The 17,211-nt window shown below is 72.3% G+C and carries 13 protein-coding genes; 4 read left to right on the top strand and 9 right to left on the bottom strand.

The window, feature by feature from the left end:
• Positions 1–54: 54 nt before the first annotated feature.
• A complete protein-coding gene (locus ACIP6U_RS37510; RefSeq protein WP_401727199.1) occupies positions 55–921 on the bottom strand; it encodes an ABC transporter ATP-binding protein in 867 nt (288 codons plus the stop codon).
• Positions 922–967: 46 nt separating this feature from the next.
• Positions 968–1,885, bottom strand: a complete 918-nt coding sequence (locus tag ACIP6U_RS37505) for an ABC transporter permease (protein ID WP_401727147.1) — start codon at positions 1,883–1,885, stop codon at positions 968–970.
• A gap of 286 nt (positions 1,886–2,171) precedes the next feature.
• On the opposite strand from ACIP6U_RS37505, the gene ACIP6U_RS37500 reads away from it, so the two are divergent.
• Both ACIP6U_RS37500 and ACIP6U_RS37495 read left to right on the top strand, forming a co-directional pair.
• On the top strand, positions 2,172–2,798 hold the full coding sequence (locus ACIP6U_RS37500) for a TetR/AcrR family transcriptional regulator (RefSeq protein WP_401727145.1): 627 nt from the start codon (positions 2,172–2,174) through the stop codon (positions 2,796–2,798).
• Positions 2,799–2,878: 80 nt separating this feature from the next.
• Positions 2,879–3,523, top strand: a complete 645-nt coding sequence (locus tag ACIP6U_RS37495; RefSeq protein ID WP_401727144.1) for a response regulator — start codon at positions 2,879–2,881, stop codon at positions 3,521–3,523.
• Positions 3,524–3,574: 51 nt separating this feature from the next.
• Here ACIP6U_RS37495 and galE read toward each other — a convergent pair whose 3' ends face one another.
• Positions 3,575–4,555: a UDP-glucose 4-epimerase GalE gene (gene galE / locus ACIP6U_RS37490; RefSeq protein ID WP_401727142.1), complete on the bottom strand. Its 981-nt coding sequence runs from the start codon at positions 4,553–4,555 to the stop codon at positions 3,575–3,577.
• A 159-nt stretch (positions 4,556–4,714) separates the two neighbouring features.
• Between galE and ACIP6U_RS37485 the strand changes: the two genes are divergently transcribed.
• On the top strand, positions 4,715–6,310 hold the full coding sequence (locus ACIP6U_RS37485) for a hypothetical protein (RefSeq protein ID WP_401727140.1): 1,596 nt from the start codon (positions 4,715–4,717) through the stop codon (positions 6,308–6,310).
• On the opposite strand, the gene ACIP6U_RS37480 is transcribed toward ACIP6U_RS37485, so the two are convergent.
• Complete coding sequence (locus ACIP6U_RS37480; protein WP_401727138.1) at positions 6,264–6,770, bottom strand: MarR family winged helix-turn-helix transcriptional regulator; 507 nt, start codon at positions 6,768–6,770, stop codon at positions 6,264–6,266. The genes ACIP6U_RS37485 and ACIP6U_RS37480 overlap by 47 nt on opposite strands.
• Before the next feature lie 99 nt (positions 6,771–6,869).
• Here ACIP6U_RS37480 and ACIP6U_RS37475 point away from each other — a divergent pair, with 99 nt between their 5' ends.
• Positions 6,870–7,283: an organic hydroperoxide resistance protein gene (locus tag ACIP6U_RS37475; protein ID WP_124000360.1), complete on the top strand. Its 414-nt coding sequence runs from the start codon at positions 6,870–6,872 to the stop codon at positions 7,281–7,283.
• A gap of 28 nt (positions 7,284–7,311) precedes the next feature.
• Here the strand turns inward: ACIP6U_RS37475 and ACIP6U_RS37470 are convergent, their stop codons facing one another.
• The 5 genes from ACIP6U_RS37470 to ACIP6U_RS37450 all read right to left on the bottom strand — a co-directional run bounded on the left by ACIP6U_RS37470 (position 7,312) and on the right by ACIP6U_RS37450 (position 17,168).
• Positions 7,312–8,901 (bottom strand): hypothetical protein, encoded by a 1,590-nt coding sequence (locus tag ACIP6U_RS37470; protein WP_401727136.1) that lies wholly within the window; start codon positions 8,899–8,901, stop codon positions 7,312–7,314.
• A 109-nt stretch (positions 8,902–9,010) separates the two neighbouring features.
• A complete protein-coding gene (locus ACIP6U_RS37465; RefSeq protein WP_401727135.1) occupies positions 9,011–10,300 on the bottom strand; it encodes a hypothetical protein in 1,290 nt (429 codons plus the stop codon).
• Positions 10,297–12,540: a CDP-glycerol glycerophosphotransferase family protein gene (locus ACIP6U_RS37460; protein ID WP_401727197.1), complete on the bottom strand. Its 2,244-nt coding sequence runs from the start codon at positions 12,538–12,540 to the stop codon at positions 10,297–10,299. The genes ACIP6U_RS37465 and ACIP6U_RS37460 overlap by 4 nt, the downstream gene beginning before the upstream one ends.
• Positions 12,541–12,548: 8 nt before the next feature.
• Positions 12,549–14,747 (bottom strand): CDP-glycerol glycerophosphotransferase family protein, encoded by a 2,199-nt coding sequence (locus ACIP6U_RS37455; protein ID WP_401727133.1) that lies wholly within the window; start codon positions 14,745–14,747, stop codon positions 12,549–12,551.
• A 144-nt stretch (positions 14,748–14,891) separates the two neighbouring features.
• Positions 14,892–17,168, bottom strand: coding sequence for a CDP-glycerol glycerophosphotransferase family protein (locus ACIP6U_RS37450; RefSeq protein ID WP_401727131.1), 2,277 nt, complete (start codon positions 17,166–17,168; stop codon positions 14,892–14,894).
• Between the last annotated feature and the right edge of the window lie 43 nt (positions 17,169–17,211).

The raw sequence follows: 17,211 nt of genomic DNA, 5'->3' as shown, positions 1-17,211 counted from the left end.
TCCGGGGCTCCTTCTGCGTGCCGGGTGCCAGGTCGGCCGAGTGGTCCGGGCGCGTCAGGCCGTCACAGCCGCCGCGGGCTTCGGCTTCGGCTTGGCCTTGGGCTTCGCCTTGTCGCTCTTGTCGCCGGTGAAGGCCTCGTACTCCGCGAGGACGTCCTCCGTCGGGCCGTCCATGCGCAGCACACCGCGCTCCAGCCACAGGACGCGGTCGCAGGTGTCGCGGATCGTCTTGTTGTTGTGGCTGACCAGGAACACCGTGCCCGCGTGCTTGCGCAGCTCGCGAATCCGCTGCTCGGAGCGCTTGCGGAAGGCCGCGTCGCCGGTGGCCAGCGCCTCGTCGATGAGCAGCACGTCGTGGTCCTTGGCGGCGGCGATGGAGAAGCGCAGCCGGGCGCCCATGCCGGAGGAGTACGTCCGCATCGGCAGGGTGATGAAGTCGCCCTTCTCGTTGATGCCGGAGAACTCGACGATGTCGGCGTAGCGCTCCTTGATCTGCTCGCGGGACATGCCCATGGCGAGGCCGCCGAGGTAGACGTTGCGCTCGCCGGTCAGGTCGCTCATCAGGGCCGCGTTGACGCCGAGGAGGGAGGGCTGGCCGTCGGTGTAGATCCGGCCGTTCTCCACCGGCAGCAGGCCCGCGACGGCCTTCAGCAGGGTCGACTTGCCGGAGCCGTTGGTGCCGATCAGGCCGATGGCCTCGCCCTTGTACGCGACGAAGGAGACGTTCCGTACGGCGTGCACCTTGCGGACGCCGGACGCCTGGTCGGCCTGCTTGCGGCGCAGCATGCGGTTGAGGGCGGCGGTCGCGGAACCGCGTCCGCCGGTGGTGCCGTTGACCCGGTAGACGATGTCGACGCTGTCGGCGACGACGGTGGGGATGTCGCTGCGGGTGGGCTGCTGCTCGACGGCCTGGTCGGTCATGCGGTCGGTGATCCCGTCTGCGAACTCTGCGGTCTCTTCGGTGTACTCAGCCACGGCCGTAGGTCTCCTCGGCCTTCCAGAAGTAGATGAAGCCACAGACCCCGGCGAGCAGGGCCCAGCCCACCGCGAGCGCCCACACGTGGGGCGGCAACTGGCTCGCGTGGAAGCTGTCGATGAGGGAGTAGCGCATCAGGTCGATGTAGACGGCGGGCGGGTTGGCCTTGAGCGCCGGAGCCACCCAGCTGGGCAGGTCGTCGTGCTGCTTGGTCAGCTTGTCGATGCTCCACATGACACCGGAGATGTACATCCAGGTGCGCAGCACGAACGGCATCAGCTGGGCGATGTCGGGGGTCTTGGAGCCCAGCCTGGCCATGATCATCGCGATGCCGGTGTTGAACGTGAACTGCAGCACCAGGGTGGGGATCGCCAGGAACCAGGAGAAGGAGACCGGGATCCCGAAGCAGAGCAGGATCACGACCAGGGCGCACATCGAGAACAGCAGCTGCTGGAGCTGCTGGAGGCAGAAGGAGATCGGCAGCGCGGCCCGCGGGAAGTGCAGGGCGCGGACCAGGCCGAGGTTGCCGGAGATGGCGCGGGTGCCGGTCAGGATCGAGCTCTGCGTGAACGTCCAGATGAACACTCCCGTAACCAGGAACGGGATGTAGTCCGGCACGCTCCGCTTGGTGTCGAGCAGCACGCCGAAGATGAAGTAGTACACCGCCGCGTTGAGCAGCGGGGTCATGACCTGCCAGACCTGGCCGAGCTTCGCCTGGCTGTACTGGGACGTGAGTTTGGCGGTGGAGAAGGCGGTGATGAAGTGACGCCGGGCCCACAGCTCACGGACGTACTCGGGCAGGGAGGGACGGGCGCCGCTGACCGTGAGGCCGTGTCGCGCGGCGAGCGCCGCGAGATCGTCGTCGGCCGCAGCCGCCGTCGGGGGCGGTGTGTGGAGTACCTGGCTCACATCCGCTGCTTTCGTTCGGGGGGTGGGGGTGCGGGCGAACCGGCCCGTCGGCCGGCCGGTCCGTCACCCGGCGTTTCCTTACGCTTCTCTTCACGTTCTCTTACGTCGGGACGGGACCGTATCGTCGCAACGTGAGCGTAGGCCGAACCGGCGTCGGAACGCAACCGTTTCGTCGTCACGTCCTTCGCCAGGACGAGACCGTTTCGTCGCCGGGACGGAACCGTTCCGTCGTGACGCGCTGCGTGGGGACGGGACCGTATCGTCGCAACGCCCTATGCTGGGCCGTATGACGACGAACGCCGACGAGCCCCAAACCCGTCCGCGCCGCCGCACCCCCGCCGGAGCGGCCGTGCTCCGTCCGGATGTGACGGAAGCCATTCGGGCCGCCGTCTTCGAGGAGCTCGCGGCCGTCGGCTACGCGCGGATGTCGATCGAGGGGATCGCGCGGCGCGCGGGCGTCGGCAAGACCGCGGTCTACCGCCGCTGGCGGTCCAAGCTGCACCTGGTGCTCGACGTCGTCTCGGCGCTCGCGGTGCAGGGCCTGCCGGTGCCCGACACGGGCTCCCTGGAGGGCGACCTGCGGCTGCTGTACGAGTTCACCTCGCGCGCGTTGCGCCACCCCATCGCCTCGCAGATCATCCCCGACCTCCAGGCCGAGGCGGCCCGCAGCCCCGAGATCGCCGAGGCCATGCAGAAGGCGCTGCGCGAGGGGCAGGACGGTGTCGCCAGCAAGATCGTGGTGGCGGCGGCCGAGCGCGGCGAGATCAGCGGCGACCTCGACCGGGACCTGGCCCTCGACCTGATCTCCGGGCCCCTGTACTGGCGCTCGGTGGTCATCCGCAGCCCGAAGCTCCCCAAGGGGTACCTGGGTGCGCTGGCTCGGGCCACCGCGGCGGCGATCAAGGCGCTGTGAGTAGGCTGCGGTGATCAGGCCGCCGGTGGCCGACAGGACGTCGCCGTGCGCACGGTGACCGGAGTTGAGGCGGAACTGCCGTGAGAGTCGTGATCGCCGAGGACAACGCCCTGCTGCGTGAGGGCCTTGTCCTCCTCCTGACCTCCGCGGGACACGACGTGGTCGCCGTCGCGAGCACCGGCCCCGAGGTGCTCCCCGCCCTCCTGGAACACCGCCCCGACGCCGCCGTGCTCGACGTCCGCATGCCCCCCGGCTTCCGCGACGAGGGCCTGCGCGCCGCCCTGGAGGCCCGCGAACAGATCCCCGGCCTCCCGGTCCTGGTGCTCTCCCAGTACGTCGAGGAGTCGTACGCCGCCGAGCTGCTGACCGGCGGTGCGAGCGGGCTCGGCTACCTCCTCAAGGACCGGATCGGCCGGGTCGACGAGTTCCTCGACGCCCTGGAACGGGTCGCCGCCGGCGGCACCGCCCTCGACCCCGAGGTCGTCACCGAACTCCTCACCCGCCGCAAGGACTCCCCCCTCGACTCCCTCACCCCCCGCGAGCGCGAGGTCCTCTCCCTGATGGCCGAGGGCCACGACAACGCCACCATCGCGAAATCCCTCGTGGTCACCGAACGAGCCGTCCACAAACACATCGGCAACGTCTTCCTGAAACTGGGCCTCCCCCAGAGCGACAGCGGACACCGCCGGGTACTGGCGGTACTGGCGTACCTGAACAACCGCTAGCCACCCCGGAGACGGGCTCAGCGACCTCCGGTCGGCGTCGGCCCGGGCAGGTCAGCCCCGCCCCACCCCCGGATGCCGTCGCACCCACCCCGCCCAGGCCGACGTGATCATGTCCTGGACGTCGTGTTTGGCCTTCCAGCCCAGCTCGGTGGCGGCTCGGTCGGCCGAGGCGACTACTCGGGCGGGGTCGCCGGGGCGGCGGGGGAGGGGGGTCGGGGGGCGGTCGTAGCCCGTGAGGGTGTTGATGTGGTCGATCATCTCGCGGACCGAGACGCCCTCGCCGCGGCCGATGTTGAGGGTGAGGTCGCGGCCGGGGGCGGAGCGCAGGGCGTGGGCGGCGGCGACGTGGGCCTCGGCGAGGTCGACGACGTGGATGTAGTCGCGTACGCAGGTGCCGTCCGGGGTGTCGTAGTCGTCGCCGAAGATGCGCGGGGGCGCGTTCTCGGTGAGCTTCTCGAAGACCATGGGGACGAGGTTGAAGACGCCGACGTCGGCCAGTTCGGGGGCCGCCGCGCCCGCCACGTTGAAGTAGCGGAGGGAGGCGGTGGAGAGGCCGGTCGCGCGGCCCGTCGCGCGGACCAGCCACTCGCCGGCCAGCTTCGTCTCGCCGTAGGGGGACATGGGGAGGCAGGGGGTCTCCTCCGTCACCAGGTCCACGTCCGGCATGCCGTACACGGCCGCGGAGGAGGAGAAGACGAAGGACGGGACGCCGGCCGTCGTGACGGCCTCCAGGAGGACGCGCAGGCCCTCGACGTTCTCGCGGTAGTAGTGCAGGGGGAGGTGGACCGACTCGCCGACCTGCTTCTTCGCCGCGAGGTGGACGACCCCGGTGACCTCGTGGTCGGCGAGCGTGCGCGCCAGCCGTTCGCCGTCCAGCGTCGAGCCGGTCACCAGCGGCACCCCGTCCGGCACGCGCTCGGCGATGCCGGTCGACAGGTCGTCGTACACCACGGCCTGTTCGCCCGCCTCGGTCATCGCGCGGACGACGTGCGCCCCGATGTAGCCGGCGCCACCGGTGATCAGCCAGGTCATGTGCGTCCGTCCCCTCGTCGACGTGTCCCGCGTATCAGTGAAGCAGGTCCTGTACATCGTCAATCAGGGGAAAGAGGTAACTAGTCGTACAAAATGACTCGCGTGACGAACGCGGGTGCAGGCAGGAGAGCGGGACACCGGAAGCCGCCGGAGGCCGTCGTGGCCGTGGCAGTGCCCGCGGCCGTCATGCTCGCGATCGGGCTCTGGGGGCTCGACCGCGGCGGGATATGGCGCGACGAGGGCGTCACCTTCCAGGTCGCGCGGCGCTCGGTCCCGCAGATCTGGCGGCTGCTGCACGGCGTGGACGCGGTGCACGGCCTGTACTACCTGTTCATGCACGCCGTCCTCGCCGTCCACTCCGGCGAGGTCGTCCTGCGCCTGCCGTCGGTGTGCGCCGCCGCCGCGACGGCGGGCCTCGTCGGGGCACTCGGGGTCCGGCTCGCGGGGGCGCGCGTCGGGTTGTGGGCCGGACTGCTGTACGCCGTGACCCCACTGACCGGGCACTACGCGCAGGAGGGCCGGTCGTACGCCCTGGTCGCGGCCGGCGTCACGGGGGCCACGCTGCTCCTGGTGCGCGCGCTGGACGGCCGGTCCTGGTGGCCGTACGCACTCGTGCTCACCGTCACCTGCCTGCTGCACGAACTGGCCGTACTCGTGCCGGCCGCGCACGCGGTCACGCTGGCCTGGACGCGGGCGCCGAAGCGCGCGTGGTGGGGCTGGGCGCGTGCGACGGGGGCCGTGGGCGTCGTACTGCTGCCGCTCGCGGTGGTGTCGCGGGCGCAGTCGGACCAGGTGGAGTGGCTGCCGGTGCCGGGGTGGGGGAGCGCGGAACGGCTGCTGCGCGACTTCGCGGCCGGGCCCACCGGGGTGGTGTTCTGGGCCTGTCTGATGCTCGTGGCACAGGGGCTGCGGGTGCGTCAAGTGGCCGCCGTCGCCCTGCCGTTGATGGTCGTGCCGCCCGCGCTGCTGATGACGGTCTCGCAGGTGCGGCCCATGTACGACGACCGGTACGTGCTGTACGCCCTGGCCGGAATGCCGTTGCTGGTGGCGGCCGGCGCGGACCGGCTGGTCTCCGCCGACGTCGGCCGGTCGACGCTGCGCCGCCGTCTGCTCCACAGCCCCGCCGCGGGCGCCCTCGCCATCGCCCTGACCTTCCTCCACGCCCTCCCCGCGTACCGCCAGGACCGCGCCCCCGACCACCGCCCCGACGACCTCGCCGCCGTCTCCGCGCTCGCCGCCCGTCAACTGCGCCCCGGCGACCCGGTTGTGTACCTCCCGTCGATCGGCCGGCGCGCGGCGCTGGTGTACCCCGAGGGGTTCCGGCGGGCCCGGGACATCGCGCTCGGCGAGCCCGGCCCACCGTCCGGCACGCTCTACGGCCGTGAGGTGGGCGCCGGTGAACTGCGCCGCAGACTCGCGCGCGTGCACCGGCTCTGGGTCGTCACCGAGCCGTACGCCCTGCGCACCCGCTGGTACCCGGGCGACCCCACCGAACGCGCCAAACTCACCGCCGTGGAGGAGCAGTTCGAGCCCGCGAGCGCGCAGCGGACGCGCTATGTCCTCGGAGGAGTGGGCCTCCGGCTCTACGTCAGACGGCCGGACGCGTTCGGTCCGACGGTGGGGCCGGGGGCGGCGGTCGGGCTCGGCCCGACGGCCACGGCCGGCCCAACAGGTGGGTCGAGCAAGGAAGTCGCCCCCACCCCCGCGCTCACTCCGACGTCTCCTCCAGCGTCGCCGCGTCCAGCGCCGCGGTGAGGTCGTCGAGGCGGGAGCGCAGCGCTCGGATCTCGTCCACGTCGAAGCCGGTCGCGGCGGAGATGCGGCGCGGCACCGCGAGGGCGCGCTCACGCAGGGCGGCGCCCTCCTCCGTCAGGCCCACCTCCACCGAGCGCTCGTCGCGGGCGCTGCGCTCGCGGTGGACCAGACCGGCCGCCTCCAGCCGCTTGAGCAGCGGGGAGAGGGTGCCGGAGTCGAGCCGCAGGTGTTCGCCGAGCTTCTTGACGGGCAGCTCGCCGTGCTCCCACAGCACCAGCATCACCAGGTACTGCGGGTACGTGATCCCGAGATCCTTGAGGATCACGCGGTAGACACCGCCGAACGCGCGCGAGGCCGCGTTCAGGGAGAAGCAGATCTGCTGGTCGAGGCGGAGCCAGTCGGTGGTGGGCGGGGTGGGAGTGGGCGTGGTCATGGGTCCAGGATAGCCTTTGCGAGCCATTTAGTTGTACGCAATTTAATTGTGTGCTCTACTGGAACCCGTCAGGCGGTCGAAGAAGCCGAAGCCGCCGGCAGATGACTTTGAGAGGGATGGTTTTCCATGGACGCGCTCTACACCGCTGTCGCCACCGCCACCCACGGCCGCGAGGGTCGCGCCGTCTCCTCCGACGGCAAGATCGACCTCCCGCTGGCCTTCCCGGTGGAGATGGGCGGCAACGGCCAGGGCACCAACCCGGAGCAGCTCTTCGCCGCCGGTTACGCGGCCTGCTTCGGCAGCGCCCTCGGTGCCGTCGGCCGGCAGGCGAAGGTCGACGTCAGCGACGCGGCCGTCACCGCCGAGGTCGGCATCGGCAAGGTGGGCGAGGGCTTCGCCCTGAAGGTCACCCTGCGCGTCGAGCTCCCCGACACCGTGGACGAGGCCACCGGCCACAAGCTGGTCGAGGCCGCCCACCAGGTCTGCCCCTACTCCAACGCCACCCGCGGCAACATCGAGGTCACCCTCGTCGTCGAGTAGGTCCACCGAGCGGTCGAGCGGTACGACCTCACCCGACCCGCGCCAGCACCTCCCCCGTCCGCGGACTCCACGCCACCACCACGGCCTCCGCGGGCACGGGGTGCCAGCGCGTCAGCAGCAGCCAGCGCACGTGGTAGCGGCGGACGACGGCGGTGCGCCCGGCGCGGGTCGACCCAGGGGCGAGATAGCCCTGGACATCGGCCAGCCGGCGCAGCCGCTCCCGCTCGTCCAGGGCCGGGTCCGGCCAGGCGGGCGCGGCGAGGTTCGGGCCGTAGCCCGCGATCGCGTGGACGGCGTAGTAGCCGTCGGTGATCACCACCTCGCCGGGCCTGATGTGCCGCGCGGCCCAGGCGTACGAGGGCCAGCGCGGCGGCTGTGCGAAGCCGACCGGATCCAGCGACCGCGGCACCACCGCCCCCGCCTGCACGGTCACGAAGCCGACGCAGGCGGCCATCGCCGCGATCTCGCCCAGCATCCGCCGCCGCACCGACCACGGCCGGGGCGCCGCCAGTTCCACGGCGAGCGCGAACTGGAGCGGCACGAGCGTCAGTCCGAGGATCCTGCCGTACGTGTAGTGCCCGCCGAGCCAGCCGTACGCCACCACCAGGCACTCCAGGCCGAACATCAGCACCAGCGGATCTCGCGCCCCCGACCACCACGCGGCCCCCGGTGTCTTGTCGCGTGCTCGCCGCGCGCGCAGCCACAGCGCCGGCAGCCCCAGCAGCGCCAGCCAGAAGTGGCCGGTCAGGCCCGAGTACAGCCGTCGGTGCAGCGCGTCCACGCTGCCGTCGGCGGCCAGCGCGAACACGTCGAAGTACGGCCACACCACCGCCACCAGCAGGGCCGTCCCGCCCGCGAGCGCCCAGCGCCCCGCCGCGGCGAGCCCCCAGCCGCGCTGCCATCCCGCCACGAACGCCACCGCGCCGAGGACCGCCGCCACCGCGGTGATCGGATGGATCAGCAGGATCAGCCCGTACAGCGCGCCGAGCCCCGCGTATCCGACCGGGCCCGGCAGCCCGCTCGGGCCGACGTACCGCACCCGCCCCGCGTTCCGTGCCCGCGCGCCCGTCAGCGCCCAGGCCCAGAAGGCGAGGCCGATCGCGAACGTCGACGGGTAGCCGAGGTTGCCCGTCATCGACATCAGCCCGAGATAGCCGCTCCACCAGGCCCGTTCGGTGCCCCACAGCAGCGTCATCGAGGCGACCGCGAGGACCGGGGCCCACGGTCTCGGCGTCAGCACGCGCGTGAAGTGGCCGATGCCGGTGAGCAGGACGAGCAGGTTCAGCGGACCGGCCAGCCGCAGCACCTCCCAGCCGCCCAGACCCGTCAGCCGGGCGAACGCCCCCTCTGCCACCGCGTACGGCGAGTAGTACGGGCTCCCCGCGCCCGGCAGGTCGGCCATCGGGTGGCGTGGCCGGAGCAGGCTCGCCTTGAGGCGTTCGACGACCGCCGCGTGCTGACCGGCGTCGCAGCACAGCGGCACCCGCCAGTACGCCAGCGACATCACCAGCCAGAACAGGAAGCCGAAGGCCTGGTAGGGAGTGGGGCGCCAGGGTCGTCCGCCGCGCAGTGCCGTCGCGCCGCGCACGATGCGCCGGGTGGCGAGAGCGGTGCTCACCGGTGAGCTGCGGGTCGGGGAGCGGAGGGTCGGTGAGCAGAGAGCCGGAGGGCAGAGGGGCGACGCATCTGCCGTATGTTCCCGCCGGGGTCAACGACACCACCCGAGATCACCTCATCGAGTGAACCGCCGGTTCCCCGAGGCCCTGCTCCGGCCCCTGCCCCGGCACCCGCGCCAGCCCCCGCACCACCGGTTCAAGGAGCAACGGCACCCCCACCACCGGCAGCAGCCACGCCAGCACGATCAGCCGGTCGCCCCAGATGGTGATGTCCGGGTGCCCGGCCTGCGTGAGGATCCCCGTGAACGCGGCGGCGCCGAGGAAGCAGCCGAACGCCGGTCGCCGCCGCGCGCCCCACACGCCGGCGGCCAGCGCCGTCAGGAACAGCGGCTCCCACAGCTGCCGACGCAGCCACTCCACCCAGAAGTTGAACTGGAGATGCAGGAACTCCGGCCACAGCCTGGTCCGGTCGGGCCGGGAGAAGTGGTCGGTGAGCAGATCCTGGAGACTCTCCGATTCCGAGGGGTAGGTGAGCGCCTTCGCCAGGAGCAGCGTCCCGAGCGCGGCGCCCAGGCCGACCCACGCGACCGCCACGAGGGCCCGCCCCGGCGACCTGCCCCGCCTGCGCCGGTGCACGGCGATCAGCGCGCCCGCCACTGCCAGGCACAGCCCGAGGAACAGTGCCTGCGAGTGCTTCACCGTGAACAGCGCGAGCAGCGAGCCGCCGACCAGCCCGAGGCCCGCCCGTGCGCGCCGCCCGTCCAGGACCAGCGCGCAGCCCCAGAGCGCCGCCAGGGTCAGCGCCAGCATCAGGCCCTCGGTCATCGGGCGCATCGCGGTCGCCCCGCACGGCAGGACGTAGAACAGCGCCTGTCCGGTCAGGGCGAGCGGCACCGGGACCGACAGCGTGCGCAGGATCAGGAAGACGAGGACCCCGCCCGCGACCGTGACGGCCACGCCCGACACCCACAGCCCCCACGTCACGCCGAACACCGTGACGAACGGCACCAGGAACAGCGGGTACCCGGGCCGCACCTCGAAGATCCGCATGAACCGCTCCGGCATGAACGGCACGGTCGGCCCGCCCGTCTGCCCCGCCCTCAACCGCGCCTGGACGCCCCGCAGTTCGGCAGGCCGGCACTCCCTCATGACCCGCGCGGTCGGGTCGGGGGCATGGAAGTGGACGACGTCCACGCCCTGGTTGCGGCGCGCGATCGACGCCTTGCCCGCGCAGGCGTAGTCGATCGTGACGGCCGCCGCCTCCTTCTTGCTGTCGCCGCGCAGACTCAGGGCGTAGGAGAGGTAGTTCTTGGTGTCCGGGGTGTCCCGGCCGGTGACGTTCGCGAGTTGGAGCACGGCGAACACCCCGGCCAGGACCAGCACCCAGGTGCGCGGCCTCACGACCGGGCGAGCAGATCGTGTCCGGTGCCGGAGGCGGAGGCGGGGGCGGGGATCCGGGCGGCCGACGGCCGTGGCATCTCCTCACCGAGCAGCAGGGTGCGGACGACCCGTTCGGCGGCGCGGCCGTCGTCGAACTCGCAGTAGCGCGCCCGGAATCCGGCCCGCAGTCGCGCCGACTCCTCGTCCTGCCAGGTCCCGGAGGTCAGCAGCCATGCCAACTCCCGGTAGGAGCGCGACACATGGCCCGGCGCCTGGGCCGTGATGTCGAAGTAGGTGCCCCGGCTCGCCGTGTACGCGCCCAGGTCGTCGGCGTGGACCACGATCGGCCGGTCCAGGTTGGCGTAGTCGAACATCACCGCCGAGTAGTCCGTGACCAGCACGTCCGAGGCGAGCATCACGTCCTCGACGTGCGGCTCGTCCGTCGCGTCCACCAGCACGCCCCGCCGGTGCAGTTCGGCCAGCCCCAGGCCGCGCGCGGGGCCGGTGGCGAGGGTGGGGTGCAGGCGGACGAGGAGGGTGTGTCCCGCGCCCAGGTCCTCGGCGAACCGGGCCAGGTCGACGCGGTCCACGTGGCCGCCCCTGCGGTAGTCGCGGCGGGTCGGGGCGTACAGCACGACGGTGTGCCCGGCCCGGATGCCCAGCCGCTCGCGCACCGCCTGCCCGTGCTCCGAAAGGCCGCCCTGCTTGCGGGCGTTGACCAGGATGTCGTTGCGCGGGCTGCCGGTGCGCGCGGACGCGAAGTGGCACGGGTACGCCCGCTCCCACACCAGCTCGGAGTGGAGGTTGGCGACCAGGCTGTGGTCCCAGCGGTCGGCGCGGCGCAGCAGCTGCGGCACGTCGAAGCCGTGCCGGGCGCCGGGCCGCTCCAGCAGGTCGGCGCCCATGTACTTGAGCGGGGTGCCCTGGTGGGTGTGGATGTGGACACTGCCGGGGCGCTTGGCGAGCGCGCCGGGCCAGTTGACGTTGTTGACGAAGTACGTGGCCCGGGCGGCGACTTGGCGGTACTGCGGGGAGTCGAGCAGGACGTGCTCGACGTCCGCCGGCAGCAGGGCCGCCGTCTCCTCGTCCCGCACCACCCACACCCCGCGCAGCTGCGGGGCGATCTCGCGGGCCTTGCGATGGATCGCGCCGGGGTCGCCGAGGACGCCCCGGTGCGAGGAGGCCGAGTAGAGGACGAGGTCCGGGTCGAGGGGGCGGCGCGCGGTCAGGGCGGAGCGGCCACGGGTGAGGCGTACGCCGGCCGCCGTGCGCAACTTCCCCGCCCGGCGGGCGAGTTCGCGCCGGGCCCGGTCCGTCTGCCGCTTGGCGCGGTAGGCCTGGTAACTCCCTTCCAGCACCCGGAGTTCGGGGGCCGTGGTGGAGCCCTCGGGGCGGTGCGTGCGGAAGAGTTCCGCCGTGCGCCGGAAGAACTCGGCCTTGTCGCGGGGCGGCAGCCGGTCCGGCTTGGAGAGGATGTCCAGACAGTGCTCGCCCATCTTGGCGTGCAGGTAGGGCCGCCAACTCGCCTGCTCCGGGCGGGCGGTGAGGAACGCGAAGACCCGCTCGTACTGGTCGTGGATGTCGAAGTGCTTGCGGCTGGTGGTGGACAGGATGTTGCCCTGGCGGCGCTGGCGGTAGTTCAGACAGATCCGGTCGAGGGTGGCGATCCGGTCGGCGCTGAGCAGCACCGGGAAGGTCCAGGGCGTGTCCTCGTAGTAGCCGGGCGGGAACTCGAAGCCGTGCTTGAGCACGAAGTCGCGGCGGTAGACCTTGTTCCACACCACCATCAACAGATCGAGGATCTGCGGGCGTTCGGCGACCGTGAAGGTGGTGTCGGCGGCCTCCGCGAGCACGTGCGCGAGCACGTTGCGGCGTGTGCCGCCCCACCAGTAGGTGCGCGCGTAGTCGAAGACCAGGACGTCCGGGTCGGACGTCTCGTCGAGGCGGTCGGCCAAGGCGCGCAGGGCGCCCGGGGTGAGGGTGTCGTCGCTGTCCAGGAAGAACAGGAAGTCGCCGGTGGCGTTCGGCATACCGGCGTTGCGGGCGCGGCCCAGGCCGACGTTCTCCGGCAGGTGCAGCACACGCACGCGCGGGTCGCGGGCCGCGTACTCGTCGAGGATCGCGCCGCAGCCGTCGGGGGAGCGGTCGTCGACGGCGATCACCTCGATGTCCCGGTAGGACTGCTCCAGAACGGAGTCGAGGCACTCGCGCAGAAAGCCCTGCACCTTGAAGACGGGGACGATGACGCTGAAGCGGGGCACTGCGGAGGTCACTTCCTTACGAGGGTGGCGGCGGGGGCCGGGACGCGTCGCGCGAGCGGGATCACGGACGGGATCTCCTCCGGCGGCTGGGCGAGGAACACCCGCCGTACGACCCGCTCGGCGGCGTACCCGTCGTCGAACTGGCAGAAGCGGTCCCGGAATTCGGCCCGCGCCGCCGTCGACTCCGGGCCCGCCCAGGAGCCGTCGCGAAAGACGCGGGCCAGTTCCTCGGGCGTCCGGGTCACCGGGCCGGGCGGTGCCTTCAGCAGGTCGAAGTAGACGCCCCGCGTCTCCTGGTAGACCTCCCAGTCGTCGGCGTACACGACGATCGGCCGGTCCAGGTTGGCGTAGTCGAACATGATCGACGAGTAGTCGGTGACCAGCGCGTCGGCGGCCAGGCACACGTCCTCCGACGAGCGGTGCGCGGTGACGTCGATGATCCGGCCGCTGCCCGATGCCCGGCCCCGGTCGTAGAAGTAGTGGGCGCGCAGCAGCACCACCACGTCCTCGCCGGCCGCGTCGCAGAAGGCCTCCAGGTCCAGGCCGGTCTCGAAGCCGGAGTGGTGGTCGCGGTGGGTCGGGGCGTACAGGACCGCCGTCTTGCCCTCGGGAACGCCCAACTCCCGCCGGATGCGGGCCACGTCGTCGGCCGTCGCCGTGTAGAAGACGTCGTTGCGCGGATAGCCGTACTCCACCTGCTCGTAGGCGCCCGGGAAGGCGCGCTCCCACATCTGGGTGGAGTGGCTGTTGGAGGAGATGTTGTAGTCCCAGCGGTCCACCCGGCCCAGCAGCTTGGCGAAGCTGCCGGTCGCGGCGGCCACCACCGGGTACGTCGACTGGTCCACGCCCATCCTCTTCAGCGGGGTGCCGTGCTGCGTCTGGACGTGCACGCTGCCGGGGCGCTTGACCACGCCCTCCGCGAAGTTGGCGTTGTTCACCAGGTACTTGGCGCGGGCCAGCACCGACCAGTACCGGCGGCTGCCGATGACCGCGTACTCGATCCCGTCCGGCACCGAGTCCACCGCGTCCGGCTCGACCAGGAACACCGACCGGATGTGCGGGGCGAGTTGACGGGCCATGGCATGGATCGCGGCCGGGCTACAGGCGTAACCGCGGCCCCAGTACGCGCAGTACACGGCGAGGTTCTCGTCCAGCGGCCGGCGCAGATCACGCGCGTACAGCAGTCGGGTGCGCAGGCCGCGGGGGCGCGGGAGGCGTTCCGCCGCGCGGGTCGCCGAGCGGTTGGCGACCCGCAGGGCGCGGAAGGCCGTGTACGAGCCGTTCGCCAGCAGCCGGTGCTGCACGCCGAGGCTGCCGCCCGGGGCCCGGTGGCCGGCGGGGCGGTGACCGCGGTACAGCAGGCTCGCCCGGCGGAAGAAGGCGCGGCCCGTGTCGCCGAGGCGTGCCGGGTGCGCGGCCGTCTTCAGCACGGCGGCGAAGAGCTGCTCGAAGAGCGCGATGGACCGCTCGGCGGACAGGCCCAGTTCGGCGGCTCGCGTGAGCAACAGCTGCGTCTGGTCGAGGAGTTCGAGGTGGTGCGCGCCGGGCAGACCGAGCCGGCTGCCCTGGCGGCGCACCAGATGCCGTACGACGACCGAGTGCAGCACGGCGACCCGCTCCGCCCTCATCGCGGCCAGTCCGCAGAAGCCGATGTCGGTGAAGTGGCCGTCGGGGAAGGCGAGTCGGTGCTCGGTGAGGAAGGCCCGGCGGTAGGCCGCGCTCCAGGCCGGCAGTTGGACGCCGGTGAGCTGCGGGACCTGGTCGGGGGAGAAGGCGCCGGGCGGGCTCTTGGGCAGCAGCAGCGCGGCCGGGTTGGTCGGCTCGCCCTCCCACCAGGGGGTGCGCTCGTGCTCGAAGTGCAGGATGTCGACCTCGCCGGTCTCCGTCAGACGGGCGTCCAGCGCCGCGAGCGCGCCCGGGACGAGCACGTCGTCGCCGTCCAGGAACAGCAGATGGGTGCCGTTCGCCGCGCGGATCCCGGTGGTGCGCGCCCCGGCCAGACCGGCCGCCGGCGGCGAGTGCACCGGGGCCACCCGGGAGTCCCGCTCGGCGTACCCGGCGACGACGTCCGCCGCGGACGCGTCGGGGGCGTCGCAGACCGGGATCAGCTCGAAGTCGCCGAAGGACTGTGCGAGGACCGAGTCCAGCGCCTGGGACAGCCGTCCCGCCACCCCATGGGACGGGACGATGATGCTGAAGCGGGGCATTCTGCTCTTTCTGTAAGTGTTCTGGTGAGCTCAGCTGGTGGGGCGGAGGCCCGGGCGGCCGGTCGGGCGCCACGTGGTCGGGCGGGTTGGTGTGGGCCTCGACGGGCTGGACGGCATGGGAACTCCCCAGGGTGAGAACGGTGTTCAGAGGCGGTCGGCGACGGCCGGCGGACCGGCGGGCCGCGGGACGGTCGCCTGCGCCTCGGTCGTCTGCGGGGAGTGCGCGCGGTTCGCGGCCGTCGACGGCACCGGGTGGCGCGCTTCGAGCGGGATCACCGACGGCAGGTCGCGCTCGCCGAACACGACGTGGCGTACGACCCGTTCGGCGGCGCGTCCGTCGTCGTACGGGCAGAAGCGCTCGCGGAACGCGGCCCGCAGCTGGGTCGAGCGGGAGCCGCGCCAGTGGCCGGTGGCGAAGATGTCGATCAGCTCGTCCTCGCTGCGGGCGACCGCGCCCGGCGGGAAGTCGCGCAGGTCGAAGTAGGTGCCGCGGGCCGCCTCGTAGGCCTCGCGGTCCTCGGCGTGGATCACGATCGGGCGGTCCAGGCCCGCGTAGTCGAACATCAGGGACGAGTAGTCGGTGACCAGCGCGTCCGAGGCGAGGCACAGGGACTCGACGCTCGGGTGGTCGGTGACGTCGACGACCCGGCCGCCGTGCTGCGCGAGCGGGCCGCCGGGCCGGAAGTGGGCGCGGGCCAGCACCACGAAGCGCGGGCCCAGCCGACGCAGGACGCGCTCCAGATCGAGGTCGGCGCGCTGGGTGCGGCGGTAGTCGCGGTGGGTCGGCGCGTAGAGGATCGCGACCGTGTCGTCGGGGATGCCGAGGGAGGCGCGCAGCCGGGCGACCTCCGCCGAAGTGGCCTTCTGGAACACGTCGTTGCGGGGGCTGCCGTACTCGAGGGTGGTGTAGGTGCCCGGGAAGACGCGCTCCCAGGTGAGGGTGGAGTGGCGGTTGGCGGAGACGACGTGGTCCCACTGGTCGACGCCCGCCAGGAGCTGCTCGAAGTCCAGGCCGTGCGCGGCCGCCGGGCGTTCCTGGAGGTCGAGGCCCATGTGCTTGAGCGGGGTGCCGTGGTGGGTCTGCACGAAGACCTGGCCGTGCCGCTTGCGCATCCGGCGGTCGAAGTCGGCGTTGTTGACGAGGTACTTGGAGCGGGCCAGCGCCGTCCAGTACGCGGCCGTGTCCGGGGTCAGCCGGCGGGTGCCCGTCGGCACCGCGTGGTGGTGCTCGGGGCGGGCGATCCACGCCGTACGGATGTGCGGGGCGTGCGCGCGGAACGCCTCCTCCAGCGCGCCCGGGTTGCAGCCGTGGCCGCGCCCCTGGTGGGCGGCGAACACCGCACGGTCGGCGCGCAGCGGGAGACGGAGCTGGATGCCGTAGTGCAGGCGGAGGGCGAACGCCCGCACCGCGCGCAGGAGTTTGGCGGTGCGCTTGGCCGTCCTGCGGTTCAGGGCGGAGGCCGACTGGAGCGTGTGGTAGGTGCGGTGCAGGCTCCAGCGGACCAGCGCGTGCCGCAGCCGCGAGGAGAGCGGGACGGGGGAGCCGGGGACGCGGTAACGGCGGTAGTGGGCGCGGGCCTTGCGCAGGAACTCGGCGCGGGCCGCGCGGGGCAGCCGCTCGCGGTGCGTGAAGACCTTCGCCAGGTGGTCGACCATGCGGCGGAACAACACCGGGCGCCAGCGCGTCAGTTCGGGGTGCTCGGCGACGTACGCGAAGACCCGGTCGTACTGCTCGAAGACGTCGAAGTGGCTGCGGCTGGTGGTGGACAGGATGTTGCCCTGGCGGCGCTGGCGGTAGTGGACGCAGACGCGGTCGAGGGTGGCGATCGACTCGGCGGCCAGCAGGGTCGGGTAGGTCCAGGGAGTGTCCTCGTAGTAGCCGGGCGGGAAGGAGAAGCCGTGCTCCTGCACGAACTCCCGGCGGTACGCCTTGTTCCAGGCCACCATCAGCAGATGCAGCAGGCCCGGGCGGTCCTCCAGGCGGAAGGGCGCCGGGCCCTGCTCGGTGAGCTGTCCCGCGGCCTGGTTGCGGACGGTGTCGCCCGACCAGTACGTGCGCGCGTAGTCGTAGACCAGGACGTCCGGCTCGCCCGTCTCCTTCAGCCGGTCGGCGATCGCGCGCAGCGCGTGCGGGGTGAGGGTGTCGTCGCCGTCCAGGAAGACCAGGTAGTCGCCGGTCGCGAGCGCGAGACCCGCGTTGCGGGCTGGGCCCAGACCGCCGTTCTCCGGCAGGTGCACGGCGTGCACGCGCGGGTCGCGGGCCGCGAACTCGTCGATGACCGCCCCGCATCCGTCCGGCGAGCAGTCGTCGACCGCGATCAGTTCCAGGTCGGGATACGACTGCGACAGCACCGATTCCAGACAGGCGTGCAGATACGCCTGAACCTTGTGCGCGGGGACGATGACACTGAACCTGGGCAAGACACATCCAGTCGGTCGGCGCGGGCGATAAGCCCTGTCGGGC

It is taken from the genome of Streptomyces sp. NPDC088794, assembly GCF_044750545.1.
Taxonomy (GTDB): Bacteria; Actinomycetota; Actinomycetes; order Streptomycetales; family Streptomycetaceae; genus Streptomyces.
Note: the sequence above shows the minus strand (reverse complement) of the source record. Positions and strands in the feature narration are given on the sequence as shown.

Coding starts and splice junctions, on each gene's coding strand:
- ACIP6U_RS37510 (WP_401727199.1), bottom strand. CDS start 921: ATGACCGACCAGGCCGTCGAGCAGCAGCCCACCCGCAGCGACATCCCC.
- ACIP6U_RS37480 (WP_401727138.1), bottom strand. CDS start 6,770: ATGGCTCGCAAAGGCTATCCTGGACCCATGACCACGCCCACTCCCACC.
- galE (WP_401727142.1), bottom strand. CDS start 4,555: ATGACCTGGCTGATCACCGGTGGCGCCGGCTACATCGGGGCGCACGTC.
- ACIP6U_RS37500 (WP_401727145.1), top strand. CDS start 2,172: ATGACGACGAACGCCGACGAGCCCCAAACCCGTCCGCGCCGCCGCACC.
- ACIP6U_RS37455 (WP_401727133.1), bottom strand. CDS start 14,747: ATGCCCCGCTTCAGCATCATCGTCCCGTCCCATGGGGTGGCGGGACGG.
- ACIP6U_RS37475 (WP_124000360.1), top strand. CDS start 6,870: ATGGACGCGCTCTACACCGCTGTCGCCACCGCCACCCACGGCCGCGAG.